Consider the following 14,118-nt stretch of genomic DNA (forward strand, 5'->3'; position numbering starts at 1 on the left):
CCGGGCATGAGGGGCTGCGTCGCTGCATCAGGGCTGTAGGGGCTCGGCCCGTTCCCACAGCTCCTCGCTGTGCTCCGCGAACCGGTCGAACATGCCCCCGTCCCTCTGTCGGCGCAGATGCAACAGGGGTGAGTCGTGGCCGACCAGGCGCGCCAGATGGGGTGTGACGAGTGCGTCGTGGTCGAACCGGAAGACGGACAGGCTCACGTGATTGATCGCATCGAGAGGAGACGAGAACCGCGCCTCCACACCTTCGACAGGGCCGAGGCGCTCAAGATGCTCCAACGTGGTCCTGATGCGCGTGGATACGGTCAGCGCCACCTCCTCGATAGCCTCACGCTGGCGTGTCACCTCGCCCTCGGGGTCGCCGAGCAGGAAGCGGACCCGGCATCCCGCCTCGGCTTTCCGCCGGATCGTCTCGGAGAACTGGGGAACCTGGCTCCAGAAGAAGTAGTTGGTGAACCCGGCGAAGAACAGCTCGGCCGTCGCGCCTTCGACAAGGTCAGCCCATACGGTTGACGGGCAGGCGGACCGATAGGGATAGCTGTGCACCATCTCCCGGTCGTTGCCGGTCTTGATCCGGTCCTTCACTGCTTGCGGCCACAACATCTCTTCATCTACTCCCAGCGCCCGAGCGGCATCCTCGCGGTTCCGTAGGTGCGGTGTCAGTGCCTCGTCCGCGAGCCATCGTTCCACTTGCTTCAGCGATACCCCTACCCGGTGTGCCAGCTGGCGGGGAGTAACACCCGCGTTGTCCATGGCGAGGCGTAAGGCGGCGTTCAAGTCAACCCCTTCGACGCGGACGTTCGGGCCTTCTGGAGACCGTACCGACGAACGCGCCAACTGTCCCCGGATGATGCGGCGATAGGTCCGGAAGGGTGCGCCACGATGCGACGCATGGCTACGACATGGAAGCCCGGGACCCCGGTGTACGACACGGCCAGTCAGATGGTCGGGGAGGTGCGCGAGCAGCGCGGGCTCATACTGACGCTCACCCGCCCGTCCGGTCTTCGCTGGCAGACGCGGGCTATCGCGGTACGGGAGGCCAACGACCGCGAGCTCCTCCAACTGCGAGCCCTGCGCAAGCATCACCGCAACGCCGGGCGACTCCCGCGTTCCTGGACTCCTCGCCCGGCCGCACGCGACCGTGAAGCGGAATGGGCCGGGTGAGGTCCAAGTGCCCGCCCCGGCTGGTGGAAACCCTGGCAGGTCGAGCAACCAGGGCGGGCTCCTATCAGGGAGGTACCGCACATGCGCGATGCACGGACCCTGCTGACCCCTGACGGGTTCGGGGGTGTGGTCGCAACAGTCAGTGACAACAACCCCGATATGCCCGACGCTACGGCACAGCGGATCGTGGTGGAAGCGCTCAAGTTCGTCGCTGCCGCAGCCCAGTTCCCCACGGTGAGGATCACCCCGTCCAACGTCGTGGACGAGGGACGGCACGCACTGATCCTGCACACGGATCTGTACGAGAAGCTGTGTGACCGGCTTGGCCGCTTCGTGCACCACTGGCCCGAGCGCCCCGATCAGGAGCGGCACGACCCCCACGCGCTGACCCGCACGGTAGCGCTGATCGAACAGACCGGGTACAGCGTGGACGGCGAGCTGTGGACGGGACCGACCACGGCCTTGGTCGCCGTGGCCGCGAACTGCTCCCACACCCCCAAGCCCGGAGGGTGCGGGCCGATCAACCCCGGCAATTGCGCTTCCCACTGCTCAGGAGGCAGCGGGGAGGGCGATGACGGCTAGGCTTCCTGCACCTACGGCTGAGAGGTGAGGGCATGGACGCGGAAGAAGCCCGCCTGACGGACGCCAAGCTGCGGCGGATGGGCATTTCGTGGGTGGTCGCGCCGGTGGATCCGGAGGCCCCGGCGGGGAAGTGGGGTCTGTACGACAGCGCCGAACTATCGACCCGCAAGCCCATCACCCCTGACGTGTTGGGGCACGTCATGGCGAAGCTCCGCGTAACCCGCCCTGAGCCTCCCGGGAAGCGACCGGCCCCAACGCGGGGATTCGTCCTCCTGCCCAAACAGGACTGACGAAGTGGTGCGGCCCCCGGTCGGCGTTCTCTCCCGAGCGCTGGCCGGGGCTGCCGTGCGCCTGAGCGGCGGCACTGGCCATAGCCTGGCTGTATGAACGAGATGCCCCAAGACCACCGCCCAGGAAAGTCCGTAAGAGTCCTCCTCGCCGAGGACCAGGGCATGATGCGCGGCGCTCTGGCCCTGCTGCTCGGCCTGGAGGAGGACATCGAGGTGGTAGCCCAGGTGTCGGCGGGCGACCGGATCGTGGCCGAGGCGCTCACCGCCCGGCCCGACGTCGCCCTCCTGGACATCGAACTGCCGGGCCTCAGCGGCCTCGACGCGGCGGCCGAGCTGCGCGAGGAGTGCCCCGACTGCCGGGTGCTCATCCTCACCACGTTCGGCCGGCCCGGGTATCTGCGGCGCGCGATGGAGGCGGGCGCGGCCGGGTTCCTGGTGAAGGACGGGCCGGTGGAGGATCTGGCCGAGGCGATCCGGCGGGTGCTGCGCGGCGAGACGGTGATCGACCCGGCGCTCGCCGCGGCCGCGCTCAGCGCGGGCGCGAACCCGCTGACCGCGCGGGAGCGGGACGTCCTTAACGCCTCGGTGGACGGCGCGACCGTCGCCGACATCGCGGGGAAGCTGCACCTGTCGGAGTCGACGGTACGCAACTACCTCTCGTCGGCGATCGGCAAGACGGCCACCCGCAACCGTATGGAGGCGGTGCGGGCGGCACGGCAGCAGGGCTGGCTCTGAGCGGTCAGCGCTTCGTGCTCCTGGGCAGCCACACCAGCGCGACCACCGTGCTCGCGAGCAGGACGAAACCGCCGGTGCGGAAGGCGAGCGCGTAGCCGTCGGTGAGCGCCTCGGGCGTCAGCGAGTCGCCGGTACGGGCGGTGGCGGCGGTCGACAGGATGGCGAGGCCGAGCGCGCCGCCCATCGTGCGGGAGGTGTTGATCAGCCCGGAGACGAGCCCGGCCTCGCCCGGCGCGGCGCCGGAGGTGGCGAGGGAGGCGAGCGGCGTCGTCGCGAGCCCCGCGCCGGTCATCATCAGCACGCCGGGCACCAGGATCGCCATCCAGTACGGGTCGTGCGCGTGCATCGTGGACTGCCAGCCGAACCCGGCGGCGGCGATCAGGACGCCGAGGACGGTGAGGTTGCGGGTCCCGGTCACCGGCATCAGCCGGGGTGCGATCTTGGCGCCGAGGACGATGCTCAACGAGCTGGGAATGAGGGCGAGTCCGGCGCCCAGCGGGGTGTAGCCGAGGACGTTCTGGGCGTACAGCGTCATGAAGTACCAGGTGCAGAAGGTGGCCGAGCCGCAGGCGAACATCACCACGTTGGCCGACGACACCGCCCGCAGCCGCAGCAGCCGCAACGGCATCAGCGGCGCCGCCGCCCGCGTCTCGACGACGAGGAACGCGCCCAGCAGCGCGAGCCCGCCGAGCAGCGTGGCGAGGGTCCGCGGCGCGGTCCAGCCGGCCTGTTCGGTCTGCGCGATGCCGTACGCGAGGACCGCGAGCCCGCCGGTGACGGCGACCGCACCGGGCAGGTCCAGGCGGTTGCGGGTGGCCGCGCGGCTCTCCGTGATCCACAGGGTGGCGCCGGTGAGGACGAGGGCGCCGACCGGCACGTTGATGAGCAGCACCCAGCGCCACGACAGCGTGTCGGTGAGCACCCCGCCGACGAGCCCGCCCGCCGCGCCGCCGCCCGCGCCGACCGCCGCCCAAGTGCCTATGGCCCTGGTACGGGCCGCCCCCTCGGGGACGGCGGCGGTGAGGATGGTGAGGGTGGACGGCGCGAGTACCGCGGCGCCGAGTCCCTGCACGCCGCGCGCCAGCAGCAGCTGCCAGCCCTCCTGGGCGAGCCCGCCGGCGAGGCTGGCGGCGGTGAACAGGCCGAGCCCGACGAGGAACATGCGCTTGCGCCCGAAGAGGTCTCCGGCGCGGCCGCCGAGGAGCATGAAACCGGCGTACGCGATGGAGTAGGCGTTGACGACCCACTGCAGCCCGGTCGGGGTCATCCCCAGTCCGGTCCGCATCGAGGGCAGGGCCACGTTGACGACGGAGACGTCGAGCACGACGAGGAACTGCCCGGCGCAGGCGGCGAGCAGGACGAGCCAGGTGCGGGTGTTGTTCGTCCGGGTGGGTATGGCGGCGGTGTCTGGGGGCGCTTGGACCATGCGGCCATGTTTGCAGCCGGGGGTTCGATTCCCCACCCCGCCCCTTCCCTAAGGCCCTGGGCGGGCAGCCGAGTTGGGGCTGCGCCCCCGGGCCTCCGTTGGTCCGCAGGTTCGGTGGGGGCTGGTCGCGCAGCTCCCCGCGCCCCTGACGGGCGGGGCCTGCGGTCCCTGCCCCTGTCGGCACCGGAGACCCCCAACCCCCAAGGGGGCGCGGGGAACTGCGCGACCAGCCACCCACAACCCGCAGAATACAGCGAAGCTGACGGTGCGTCAGAAGTGTTCCCAATCCCAGGGTGCTGCGTTATACATAGGGGCCATCGAGCCCTAGAACGCGTTCTAGAACCGGCGCCCGGAGCCGGTCCCGCACGACCTCGGTGCGGCCGACGGTGCGGACGGCCGCGCCGAGGTCTTCCCACCTCCAAGGAGCAGGCCCCGTATGCCCATCGACGTCGCGAAGGCGCTCGCCGCCGAGCCCCGGTCCACCGAGATCGTCTGGGACCACAAGGACATCCAGCTCTACCACCTGGGACTCGGGGCGGGCGTTCCGGCGACCGACCCCGACGAGCTGCGGTACACCCTGGAGTCGAAGCTGCACGTGCTGCCCTCCTTCGCCACCGTCGCGGGCGCCGGCATGGGCGTGGTCGGCGGGCTCACGGCCCCCGGCATCGAGGTCGACCTCGCGGCCGTGCTCCACGGCGGCCAGGCCATCGTCCTGCACCGCCCGATCCCGGTACGGGGCAAGGCCGTCTCCACCTCCAAGGTGGCCGCCGTCTACGACAAGGGCAAGGCCGCCGTCCTGGTACTGCGCACCGAGGCCGTCGACGCGGAGGGGCCGCTGTGGACCAGCGACGCCCAGATCTTCGTACGCGGCGAGGGCGGCTTCGGCGGCGAGCGCGGCCCCTCCGCCCGTACCGAACAGCCCGACCGCGCCCCCGACCACACCGTCGAGCGGAAGGTGCGCGAGGAACAGGCGCTGCTCTACCGGCTCTCCGGCGACTGGAACCCGCTCCACGCCGACCCCGACTTCGCCGCGCTCGCCGGGTTCGACCGGCCGATCCTGCACGGGCTCTGCACGTACGGCATGACGCTCAAGGCGGTCGTCGACACCCTGCTCGGCGGCGAGGTGGCCCGCGTCCGCTCGTACGCCACCCGCTTCACCGGGGTCGTCTTCCCCGGCGAGACCCTGCGCATCCGGATGTGGGCCGGTCAGGGCCGCGTCCAGGTGTCGGTGACGGCCGCCGAGCGGGACGACGCGCCGGTGCTCTCCGACACGCTCGTCGAACACGTCTGAACCGCCTCAGCCAAGGCTCATCGAAAGGCTCATCAGAAGGCTCAGCCAGAGGGCTCAGCCAGAGGGCTCATCAGAGGGGAGCCGCACCATGCGCGCAGCCGTACTGCACGAGATCGGCCAGGACAAGCTCGATGTGCTCGACGACGTCGAGGCGGTGGGTTTCGGACCAGGGAAGGTGAGGATCCGGATCCGGGCGACCGGGCTCTGCCACTCCGACATCTCCGCGATGAACGGGGTGCTCCCGCAGCCCGCCCCCTTCATCCCCGGCCACGAGGGCGCGGGCGAGATCCTCGACGTCGGCGACGGGGTCACCTCGCTGGCCCCGGGCGACCGCGTGCTGGTGTGCTGGCTGCCCGCCTGCGGTGTCTGCCCGTCCTGCAGGCGCGGCCAGACCCACCTCTGTCTCGCCGGGTTCATGAACGCGGGCACCCCCAACTTCAAGCGCCCCGGCGGCGACCTCTTCGGCTTCGCGGGCACCGGCACCTTCGCGGAGGAGGTCGTGGTCGCCGCCGGGTGCGCGGTCCCGATCCCCGACGACGTGCCGTACGAGATCGCCGCGCTCATCGGGTGCGGGGTGACCACCGGGCTCGGCGCGGCCATCAACACCGCGAAGGTGCAGGCCGGTTCGTCGGTCGCCGTCATCGGCTGCGGCGGGGTCGGCATCTCCGCCATCCAGGGGGCCAGGGTGCAGGGCGCGGCGCAGATCGTCGCCGTGGACCCGGTGGCCTCCCGGCGCGAGGCCGCGCTCACCTTCGGCGCGACCGAGGCCGTCTCGCCCAGCGAACTCGACGACGCCAAGCAGCGGATCACCGGCGGCGAGGGCTTCGACTACGTCTTCGAGGTCGTCGGCAAGTCCGCCACCACCCGCACCGCCTACGGGGCGACCCGGCGCGGCGGCACCCTGTGCGTGGTCGGCGCGGGCGCCATGGACGACTTCTTCCAGGTCAACATGTTCGAGCTGTTCTTCGACGAGAAGCGCATCCTGCCGTCCCTGTACGGCGGCGGCGATGTGCTGCGGTCCTACGAGCGGGCCGTCGCGCTGTGGCGGGCGGGCCGGATCGACCTGGAGGGCCTGATCACCCACCGGGTGCCGCTCGCCGCGATCAACGACGCGCTCGACCAGATGCGCACGGGCGAGGCCCTGCGTACGAGCATCTCCCTGTGAACCCGAGAGGAGCCGACCGGCATGGCAGCACTGCCCCTTGAAGGCCTGTCCGCGATCGTCACCGGCGCAGGGCGGGGCCTGGGCCGGGCCGAGGCACTCGAACTCGCCCGGCTCGGCGCGTCCGTCGTCGTCAACGACTTCGGGCAGCCGGGCCGGGACGGCTCCGGCGAGGCCTCGGCCGGGCCCGCCGAGGAGGTCGCCGCCGAGATCCACGCGGCGGGCGGCACGGCGGTCGCCCACACCGGCGACGTGGCCGACCACCAACAGGCCCGCGAGCTGGTCCAACTGGCGGTCGCCAGGTACGGGAAGCTCGACGTCCTGGTCAACAACGCGGGCATCCTGCGGGACCGGATGATCTTCTCGATGACCGAGTCGGAGTGGGACGCGGTGATCCACGTCCACCTCAAGGGCCACTTCAACACCACCCACTTCGCCGCCGCGCACTGGCGCGAGCGGTCCAAGGCGGCGGGCGGCCCGGTCTACGGCCGGATCGTCAACACCTCCTCGGAGGCGTTCCTCGCCGGGTCGGCCGGACAGCCCAACTACGCGGCCGCCAAGGGCGGGATCGTGGGTCTGACCACCTCCACGGCCCTCGCGCTCGCCAGGTACGGGGTCACCGCCAACGCCATCTGTCCGCGTGCCCGCACCCGGATGACCGAGGACGTCTTCGCGGCAATCTCAGCAAATCCAGGCGGCGAGGAGCCGGGGGAGGGGCGGCTCGACCCGCTGGCGCCCGAGCATGTGGCGCCGCTCGTCGGCTATCTGGCGTCCCCGGCGGCCGGCCGGGTCAACGGCCAGTTGATGGTGGTGCACGGCGGGATGGTCGCGATCGTGGAGCGCCCCAGGGTGGCCGCCAAGTTCGACGCGGCCAAGGAGACGTTCGGGTTTGAGGAGTTGGATGGGCTGCTCGGGCCGTACTTCGCCTCCCGGCCCGCCGGGGAGACGTTCGGCGCCGCCGAAGTGCTGGGGTTGAAGCGGGGCTGACTCGTTTGTCTGCCGGGTGCGGGCCGTCTGGGACTGGGGTCGCTCCCCCAAGTTCTCGGCTTCGCTCGAACAGGGGGGACCCCCATCGCGGCGGAGCCGCAGATGTCACAGCCCCGCGCCCCTGAGTGGCTGGGGCCGGGACGCCATCGCGTCCCGGCCCCAGCCATCCGATCAGCTCGCCCCCGGGTCCATCCTGCGATGGCGACCGTGGGCCTCGTGGGTCGGCTCCTCGGTCACCGCGGCGCCGCCCCGGTGCCGGCCGTGGCCGTCGGGGTCCGTCGTGGCTTCGGCGGACACGGCGGTCAGTGTCTCGGACATGTGGTGCAGTCACCCCGTTGTGGTTCGTCCGTTGCGTTCGCCGTGGATCTTAACCAGACGCCCACGGCCTACTGACGGCCGGTCAGCGGTGCCTGCGCGAGCGGTACGGGCCGGGGGGCCTGCGGTTTCAGCGGTACGGGGGCGGGCCGCGGCACGTCCGCCGGGGCCGGGACCGCAGCCACCGAGCAGGGTGCCGCGGGCGTCGCGCACGGCAGCCGCAGCACCCCGTACCGGGTCCACAGGCCCGAGCCCGCCAGCCACCCCTCGGGCGCGGCCAGCTGGTGCAGCCGGCGGCCGGCCGGGCGCCACACCCCGAGCCAGGTGCCCGCCGCCGCGTCGATCCGCAGCGCCACCGCGCAGCTCTCCGGCATCAGCGCCTGCCCGGGCTGCACGGCGAACGGCGTGACCGCCGCGTCCGCGAGCCGCAGGCACTCGGGGAAGCGGACCGGAAGGGTGGAGCCGAGCACGCCCCAGCCGAGCCGGTCGTGACCGGGCGCGTCGGAGCGCAGCAGCAGCAGACCGGTGTCCGGGTCCGCGAGCAGCAGCCGGTCCTGGCTCTCCTCGGTGATCTGGAGGAGCGGGGTCACCTCGCCGCCGCGCTCCAGGTCCACCGCGACCGCCTTGGTCCGCCCGTCCAGCTCCCGGTCCACGGCGAGCATCCGGCCCGTCCGGTCCAGCCAGACGCCGCCCGAGCAGTGGCCCTTGAGGGTCGCGACCGGCTCCGGGCCGAAGGCGCCGCCCGCCACCAGCCAGATCGTGCTGTCCTGCGGCCCGGCCGCCAGCGCGTACGCACAGCTGCCGTTCGGGGACGGCGGCAGCAGGGTCATCCGCCGCCCGGGCATGCCGTCGTGGGCGACCGCGCCCAGGGCGAGCTCGCCGGTGCCGGGGCCGGTCGGATAGAGCAGGGCGAAGGCGTCCCGGTCCGCGACCCGGCGGTGGATCAGCACCCGCCCGTCCGCCATCGGCAGCACCGAGGCGTCCGGCTCCTCCGGCTGGTTGCCGGGCAGCGGCACCGCGTACGGCTCGGGTCCGTCGAGCGTCCACCGCTCGGGGAACCAGCGGTCGCCCCCGCCCTCTCGCCTTGCCAGGCGGGCCGCGTAGGCGCCGTCCGCGGTGATCGTGAACTCCGTCTGCCGGGCCGCGCCGTTCCCGGCAGCGGTCTCGATGGCCAAGGCCGTCATGAGATGGCTCACCTCCGGCCCATGAAGGTAGTTTTCGCACTTCCTGCCGAACAACACGAGACCACCCGCTTCACACCAAAGGGTGGCTATCGGGCGATTCTCCTGTGAGCGGGGCGACGGATGTGCAGTGCGGTGCGAGTAAGGCAAGGCGTACCTGAGCAGCCGCCCGGGGCGGGCGGGGCCGAAGCCATGGTGGGCGGGGCGCCCCGCGCGGGTAACCTGTGTCCGTGCCCCGTCTGTCTGAAGTCATCGCCGCGCTCGACGCCCTCTGGCCGCCCGAGCGGGCCGAGGGGTGGGACGCGGTCGGCACCGTCTGCGGCGAGCCCGACGCGGAGGTCCGGCGCGTGCTGCTCGCCGTCGACCCCGTACAGGAGATCGCGGACGAGGCCGTGGAGCTCGGCGCCGATCTGATCGTCACCCACCACCCGCTCTATCTGCGCGGTACGACGACGGTCGCGGCCGGCCACTTCAAGGGCCGGGTCGTGCACACCCTGATCAAGCACGACATCGCGCTGCACGTCGCCCACACCAACGCCGACACCGCCGACCCCGGCGTCTCCGACGCCCTCGCGGGCGCCCTGGACCTCCGGGTCGTCCGGCCGCTCGTGCCCGATGCCACCGACCCCTCGGGCCGCCGCGGCCTCGGCCGGATCTGCGAACTGGACCACCCGGTGACGCTGGGCGAGTTCGCCGCCCGCGCCGCCGCCCGGCTGCCCGCCACCGCGCAGGGGATCCGGGTCGCGGGCGACACCGGGGCGCTGGTGAAGACCGTCGCGGTCAGCGGCGGCTCGGGCGACGGCCTCTTCGACGCCGTACGGGCGTCGGGAGCCGATGCCTTCCTCACCGCGGACCTGCGCCACCACCCGGTGTCGGAGGCCACCCACCACGCACCGCTGGGCCTGATCGACGCCGCCCACTGGGCCACCGAGTGGCCCTGGTGCGAGCAGGCCGCCGCACAACTCGACGAGATTTCCGACCGTCACGGCTGGGACCTGCGGGTCCACGTCTCGAAGACGGTCACCGACCCCTGGTCATCCCACCACTCTTCTGGAGCCCCCAACTGAACGCCGCGCCCGCCGACCAGATCCGCCTCCTCGACGTACAGGCCCTCGACGTACGCCTGTCGCAGCTCGCCCACAAGCGGAACTCGCTGCCCGAGCACGCCGAGATCGAGTCGCTGAACAAGGACCTCGCCCAGCTCCGCGACCTGCTGGTCGCCGCGCAGACCGAGGAGAGCGACACCGCCCGCGAGCAGACCAAGGCCGAGCAGGACGTCGACCAGGTCCGCCAGCGCGCCGCCCGCGACCAGCAGCGCCTGGACTCGGGCGCCGTCTCGTCCCCCAAGGACCTGGAGTCCCTCCAGCGCGAGATCGTCTCGCTCGCCAAGCGCCAGGGTGACCTGGAGGACGTCGTCCTGGAGGTCATGGAGCGCCGTGAGTCCGCCCAGGAGCGGGCGGCCGAGCTGACCGAGCGCGTCTCCTCCGTGCAGTCGAAGACCGACGACGCGACCGCCCGCCGCGGCGCCGCGACCCAGCAGATCGACGCCGAGGCCGCCGACGTGGCCAAGGAGCGCGAGGTCGTCGCGGGCGTGATCCCCGCCGATCTGCTGAAGCTCTACGACAAGCTCCGCTCGCAGCAGGGCGGCGTCGGCGCGGCCCGCCTCTACCAGCGCAAGTGCGAGGGCTGCCGGCTGGAGCTCAACATCACCGAGGTCAACGACGTCAAGGCGGCGTCCCCGGACACCGTGCTGCGGTGCGAGAACTGCCACCGCATCCTGGTCCGTACGTCGGAGTCGGGCCTGTAGTGCGGCAGTTCGTTGTCGAGGCCGACGGCGGCTCCCGGGGCAATCCGGGCCCGGCCGGTTACGGCGCGGTGGTCCTCGACCCGGTGACGGGCGAGACGCTGGCCGAGGCGGCGGAGTACATCGGCGTCGCGACCAACAACGTCGCCGAGTACAAGGGCCTGATCGCCGGACTGAAGGCCGCGAAGGCCCTGGACCCGGCGGCGAAGGTCCGGGTCCGGATGGACTCCAAGCTGGTCGTCGAGCAGATGTCGGGCCGCTGGAAGATCAAGCACCCCGACATGAAGCCGCTCGCGGCCGAGGCCGGGCGGATCCTGCCGCCCGCGCAGATCACGTACGAGTGGATCCCGCGCGAGAAGAACAAGCACGCGGACCGGCTCGCCAACGAGGCGATGGACGCGGGCAAGCGCGGCAAGCAGTGGGAGCCCTCGGCGTCCATGGCGGCGCTGAACGCGGGTTCCGGCTCCGCCGACGCGGGTGCGGCGCGGGTCGTCGGGGACGCGGCGGCGGGTGCGGCGCGGGCCCGGGCGGCACTGGGGACGTCTTCCGTGACGGCTCCGGCTGCCGCCGCGGCCACGGCCACCGTTCCGGCTCCGGCCCGGACGGCCACGGGCGGGGCCCCGGCGGCCGGGTGGAGCGCGCCCGACCTGGGTACGCCGACGACCTTCGTCCTGCTGCGGCACGGCGAGACCGCGCTGACCCCCGAGAAGCGGTTCTCCGGCAGCGGCGGCTCCGACCCGGAGCTGTCGGCGGCGGGCCGTCGCCAGGCCGAGCAGGTGGCCGTCGCGCTGGCGGCCCGGGGCACGATCCAGGCGGTCGTCTCGTCCCCGCTGCGGCGCTGCCGCGAGACGGCGGCGGCGGTCGCGGCGCGCCTCGGTCTGGACGTAAGGGTCGAGGAAGGCCTGCGCGAGACGGACTTCGGCGCGTGGGAGGGCCTGACCTTCGCGGAGGTGCGCGAGCGGTACGGCGCCGATCTCGACGCGTGGCTCGCCTCGCCCAAGGCGGCGCCGACGGGCGGCGGCGAGAGCTTCGCGACGGTGTCGCGGCGCGTCTCGGCGACCCGGGACCGGCTGCTCACGGCGTACGAGGGCCGCACGGTCCTGCTGGTCACGCATGTGACCCCGGTCAAGACGCTGGTCCGGCTCGCCCTGGGCGCCCCGCCGGAGTCGCTGTTCCGGATGGAGCTGTCGGCGGCGTCGGTGTCGGCGGTGGCGTACTACGGCGACGGCAACGCGTCGGTGCGGCTGCTCAATGAGACGTCGCATCTGCGCTGAGGGTTCGGCCCGGGGTTTGTCTGCGGACCGTGCCGGGTTGCTCGCGCCCACGCGGCGGAGTGTCACAGCCCCGCGCCCCTGCGGGGGCGCCCCGAAGGGGTGCATTCAAGGGGCGCGGGGAACTGCGCGACCAGCCCCCGCCGGCCCGCAGCCGAATGACCGCACCCGTCAGCGCAGCGCCGCCGCCTCCCGGGCCAGCGCCTCCACCCGCCCCCAGTCCCGCGCGGCGAGCGCGTCCGGGGGCAGCATCCACGTACCTCCGACGCAGCCCACGTTCGGCAGCGCCAGATACTCCGGCGCCGAGGCGAGCGAGATGCCGCCGGTGGGGCAGAAGCGGGCGCCGGGAAGCGGCCCGGCGAGGGATTTCAGATAGGCGGTACCGCCCGCCGCTTCCGCCGGGAAGAACTTCATCTCGCTGACCCCGCGTTCCAGGAGCGCCACCACCTCGGACGCGGTCGCGACCCCGGGCAGGAACGGGACCCCGGACGCGCTCATCGCGTCGAGGAGGCCGCCGGTCCAGCCGGGGCTGACCAGGAAGCGCGCCCCGGCCGCCACGGAGTCGGCGACCCCGGCGGCCGACACCACGGTCCCGGCCCCGACCACGGCCTGCGGCACGCCGTCCGCGATCGCCCGGATCGCGTCGAGCGCGGCGGGCGTACGCAGGGTCACCTCGATCGCCGGCAGCCCGCCCGCCACGAGGGCCCGCGCGAGCGGTACGGCGTCGGCCACGTCGTCGAGGACGACCACGGGGACGACGGGGGCGAGGTCCAGGACGGAGGTCATGGGGGCATCCTGCCGGGCGGATGCGGGGCCTGCAACGACTGTTGCGGAGGGTGCAACGGGAGGAGCGGGCTTGGCTAGTGGATCTGCTCCACGACCACGTCCAGCGCCCACGCCTTGCCCGGCTTGGCGGGGGCGGCGCACTCCACGGCGTAGCCGAGGTCGCGCAGGGCCTCCACGAGCCGCGCCGGGTCGGCGGGGGCGGCCCCCGCCAGCAGCAGGTCCCGCACCAGGCGGCCCTTGGTGGCCTTGTTGAAGTGGCTGATGACCGAACGCTTCTCGACGCCGTCGACGATCTGGGAGTGCAGTACGCGTACGGTCGCGGTCCGCCCGGCCACCTCGCCCCTGGGCTTCCAGGCGGCGGCGTACGCGGAGGAGCGCAGGTCGAGGACGAGGCCGGTCCCGGCGGCCTCGGTCATGACCGGGTCCATGACGCCGCGCCAGTACGCCCCGAGCGCGCCCGGTCCCGGCAGCTTCACGCCCATCGAGCAGCGGTACGACGGGATGCGGTCGGTGATGCGGACGGCGCCCCAGAGGCCGGAGAAGACCAGCAGCGACTTGGCGGCGCGGCGCTTGGCGGCGGGGTCGAGGGTGGCGAGGCCGAGGGCGTCGTAGAGGACGCCGGTGTAGATCTCGCCGGCGGGGCGGGTGCCGGCGGTGCGGAGCTCGGCGTTCTTGGCTACTTCGCCGCGCAGGCCCTCGCTGAGGCCGAGCACGTCGCGGGCCTTGTCCTCGTCCCCGAGGCACAGCTCGACCAGCTCGTCGAGGACGGCGGCGCGGGCCGTTCTGAGCCCCGGCAGGGACAGCGCCTCCTCCTTGAGGGGCGTCCCGCGCCCCCCGCCGGCCTTTCCTTCGGAGGGCGGGAGCAGCACGAGCACGGGGTCTCCTTGGGGGTGGTACGGGACGGGGGTGCGGCCCCGCAGCCAGATTAAGCCCCCACCCCGCCCCTTCCCCAAACCCTCCGGGGGCGGGGAGGGGGCGGGGTGGGTTCCCGGGGGCCCGCCCCTGCACCCCTGGGCGGGGCCACGCCCCCTGCGCCCCTGGGCGGGGCTGCGCCCCCTGCGCCCCTGGGCGGGGCTGCGCCCCCTGCGCCCCTGGGCGGGGCTGCGCCCCCTGCGCCC

At 72.9% G+C, this 14,118-nt stretch carries 16 protein-coding genes; 10 read left to right on the forward strand and 6 right to left on the reverse strand.

The genetic code is table 11. The features are described from left to right. Window positions 1-27: 27 nt before the first annotated feature. Complete coding sequence (locus ACFWA7_RS09980) at window positions 28-783, reverse strand: XRE family transcriptional regulator (RefSeq protein ID WP_385822100.1); 756 nt, start codon at window positions 781-783, stop codon at window positions 28-30. A 114-nt stretch (window positions 784-897) separates the two neighbouring features. Between ACFWA7_RS09980 and ACFWA7_RS09985 the strand changes: the two genes are divergently transcribed. The 4 genes from ACFWA7_RS09985 to ACFWA7_RS10000 all read left to right on the forward strand — a co-directional run bounded on the left by ACFWA7_RS09985 (window position 898) and on the right by ACFWA7_RS10000 (window position 2,777). Continuing rightward, window positions 898-1,170 (forward strand): hypothetical protein, encoded by a 273-nt coding sequence (locus tag ACFWA7_RS09985; protein ID WP_385547923.1) that lies wholly within the window; start codon window positions 898-900, stop codon window positions 1,168-1,170. An 81-nt stretch (window positions 1,171-1,251) separates the two neighbouring features. Then, on the forward strand, window positions 1,252-1,752 hold the full coding sequence (locus ACFWA7_RS09990) for a glycine-rich domain-containing protein (RefSeq protein WP_385822103.1): 501 nt from the start codon (window positions 1,252-1,254) through the stop codon (window positions 1,750-1,752). A gap of 32 nt (window positions 1,753-1,784) precedes the next feature. Then, entirely contained in the window at window positions 1,785-2,042 is a 258-nt protein-coding gene (locus ACFWA7_RS09995) for a hypothetical protein (RefSeq protein ID WP_385547917.1), read from the forward strand. A gap of 93 nt (window positions 2,043-2,135) precedes the next feature. Further along, the gene (locus ACFWA7_RS10000) at window positions 2,136-2,777 is read left to right on the forward strand and encodes a response regulator (RefSeq protein WP_385822106.1); all 642 of its coding nucleotides are present in this window, start codon (window positions 2,136-2,138) and stop codon (window positions 2,775-2,777) included. A 4-nt stretch (window positions 2,778-2,781) separates the two neighbouring features. Here the strand turns inward: ACFWA7_RS10000 and ACFWA7_RS10005 are convergent, their stop codons facing one another. Beyond that, entirely contained in the window at window positions 2,782-4,203 is a 1,422-nt protein-coding gene (locus ACFWA7_RS10005; protein ID WP_385547911.1) for an MFS transporter, read from the reverse strand. Between the two features lie 436 nt (window positions 4,204-4,639). Here ACFWA7_RS10005 and ACFWA7_RS10010 point away from each other — a divergent pair, with 436 nt between their 5' ends. The 3 genes from ACFWA7_RS10010 (at window position 4,640) to ACFWA7_RS10020 (ending at window position 7,643) form a co-directional block, all read left to right on the forward strand. Next, window positions 4,640-5,494: a MaoC/PaaZ C-terminal domain-containing protein gene (locus tag ACFWA7_RS10010; RefSeq protein WP_385547908.1), complete on the forward strand. Its 855-nt coding sequence runs from the start codon at window positions 4,640-4,642 to the stop codon at window positions 5,492-5,494. Between the two features lie 88 nt (window positions 5,495-5,582). Continuing rightward, window positions 5,583-6,659, forward strand: a complete 1,077-nt coding sequence (locus ACFWA7_RS10015; protein ID WP_385547905.1) for a Zn-dependent alcohol dehydrogenase — start codon at window positions 5,583-5,585, stop codon at window positions 6,657-6,659. A 21-nt stretch (window positions 6,660-6,680) separates the two neighbouring features. Then, a complete protein-coding gene (locus tag ACFWA7_RS10020) occupies window positions 6,681-7,643 on the forward strand; it encodes a 3-oxoacyl-ACP reductase (RefSeq protein WP_385822108.1) in 963 nt (320 codons plus the stop codon). A gap of 171 nt (window positions 7,644-7,814) precedes the next feature. Here ACFWA7_RS10020 and ACFWA7_RS10025 read toward each other — a convergent pair whose 3' ends face one another. Beyond that, window positions 7,815-7,961, reverse strand: coding sequence for a hypothetical protein (locus tag ACFWA7_RS10025; protein WP_385822110.1), 147 nt, complete (start codon window positions 7,959-7,961; stop codon window positions 7,815-7,817). A 68-nt stretch (window positions 7,962-8,029) separates the two neighbouring features. Next, entirely contained in the window at window positions 8,030-9,142 is a 1,113-nt protein-coding gene (locus ACFWA7_RS10030) for a hypothetical protein (protein ID WP_385822114.1), read from the reverse strand. Window positions 9,143-9,369: 227 nt separating this feature from the next. Here ACFWA7_RS10030 and ACFWA7_RS10035 point away from each other — a divergent pair, with 227 nt between their 5' ends. The 3 genes from ACFWA7_RS10035 to ACFWA7_RS10045 are packed head-to-tail and all read left to right on the forward strand — an operon-like array spanning window position 9,370 to window position 12,217. Beyond that, the gene (locus ACFWA7_RS10035; RefSeq protein WP_385537308.1) at window positions 9,370-10,206 is read left to right on the forward strand and encodes a Nif3-like dinuclear metal center hexameric protein; all 837 of its coding nucleotides are present in this window, start codon (window positions 9,370-9,372) and stop codon (window positions 10,204-10,206) included. After that, window positions 10,203-10,946, forward strand: a complete 744-nt coding sequence (locus tag ACFWA7_RS10040; RefSeq protein WP_385822209.1) for a zinc ribbon domain-containing protein — start codon at window positions 10,203-10,205, stop codon at window positions 10,944-10,946. The genes ACFWA7_RS10035 and ACFWA7_RS10040 overlap by 4 nt, the downstream gene beginning before the upstream one ends. Then, entirely contained in the window at window positions 10,946-12,217 is a 1,272-nt protein-coding gene (locus tag ACFWA7_RS10045; protein ID WP_385822116.1) for a bifunctional RNase H/acid phosphatase, read from the forward strand. The genes ACFWA7_RS10040 and ACFWA7_RS10045 overlap by 1 nt, the downstream gene beginning before the upstream one ends. 168 nt (window positions 12,218-12,385) lie before the next feature. Here the strand turns inward: ACFWA7_RS10045 and eda are convergent, their stop codons facing one another. Together eda and yaaA are read right to left on the reverse strand one after the other, a co-directional pair. Continuing rightward, on the reverse strand, window positions 12,386-13,000 hold the full coding sequence (eda, locus tag ACFWA7_RS10050; RefSeq protein WP_385822118.1) for a bifunctional 4-hydroxy-2-oxoglutarate aldolase/2-dehydro-3-deoxy-phosphogluconate aldolase: 615 nt from the start codon (window positions 12,998-13,000) through the stop codon (window positions 12,386-12,388). Window positions 13,001-13,074: 74 nt separating this feature from the next. Continuing rightward, window positions 13,075-13,875: a peroxide stress protein YaaA gene (gene yaaA / locus ACFWA7_RS10055; protein WP_385822120.1), complete on the reverse strand. Its 801-nt coding sequence runs from the start codon at window positions 13,873-13,875 to the stop codon at window positions 13,075-13,077. Between the last annotated feature and the right edge of the window lie 243 nt (window positions 13,876-14,118).

The organism is Streptomyces sp. NPDC059994, from assembly GCF_042737755.1.
Lineage (GTDB): Bacteria > Actinomycetota > Actinomycetes > Streptomycetales > Streptomycetaceae > Streptomyces.

Bases quoted from the DNA above. Each gene is read 5' to 3' on its own strand.
- ACFWA7_RS09985 (WP_385547923.1), top strand. From the start codon at position 898: ATGGCTACGACATGGAAGCCCGGGACCCCGGTGTACGACACGGCCAGT.
- ACFWA7_RS09990 (WP_385822103.1), top strand. From the start codon at position 1,252: ATGCGCGATGCACGGACCCTGCTGACCCCTGACGGGTTCGGGGGTGTG.
- ACFWA7_RS09995 (WP_385547917.1), top strand. From the start codon at position 1,785: ATGGACGCGGAAGAAGCCCGCCTGACGGACGCCAAGCTGCGGCGGATG.
- ACFWA7_RS10000 (WP_385822106.1), top strand. From the start codon at position 2,136: ATGAACGAGATGCCCCAAGACCACCGCCCAGGAAAGTCCGTAAGAGTC.
- ACFWA7_RS10005 (WP_385547911.1), bottom strand. From the start codon at position 4,203: ATGGTCCAAGCGCCCCCAGACACCGCCGCCATACCCACCCGGACGAAC.
- ACFWA7_RS10010 (WP_385547908.1), top strand. From the start codon at position 4,640: ATGCCCATCGACGTCGCGAAGGCGCTCGCCGCCGAGCCCCGGTCCACC.
- ACFWA7_RS10015 (WP_385547905.1), top strand. From the start codon at position 5,583: ATGCGCGCAGCCGTACTGCACGAGATCGGCCAGGACAAGCTCGATGTG.
- ACFWA7_RS10020 (WP_385822108.1), top strand. From the start codon at position 6,681: ATGGCAGCACTGCCCCTTGAAGGCCTGTCCGCGATCGTCACCGGCGCA.
- ACFWA7_RS10025 (WP_385822110.1), bottom strand. From the start codon at position 7,961: ATGTCCGAGACACTGACCGCCGTGTCCGCCGAAGCCACGACGGACCCC.
- ACFWA7_RS10030 (WP_385822114.1), bottom strand. From the start codon at position 9,142: ATGACGGCCTTGGCCATCGAGACCGCTGCCGGGAACGGCGCGGCCCGG.
- eda (WP_385822118.1), bottom strand. From the start codon at position 13,000: ATGACCTCCGTCCTGGACCTCGCCCCCGTCGTCCCCGTGGTCGTCCTC.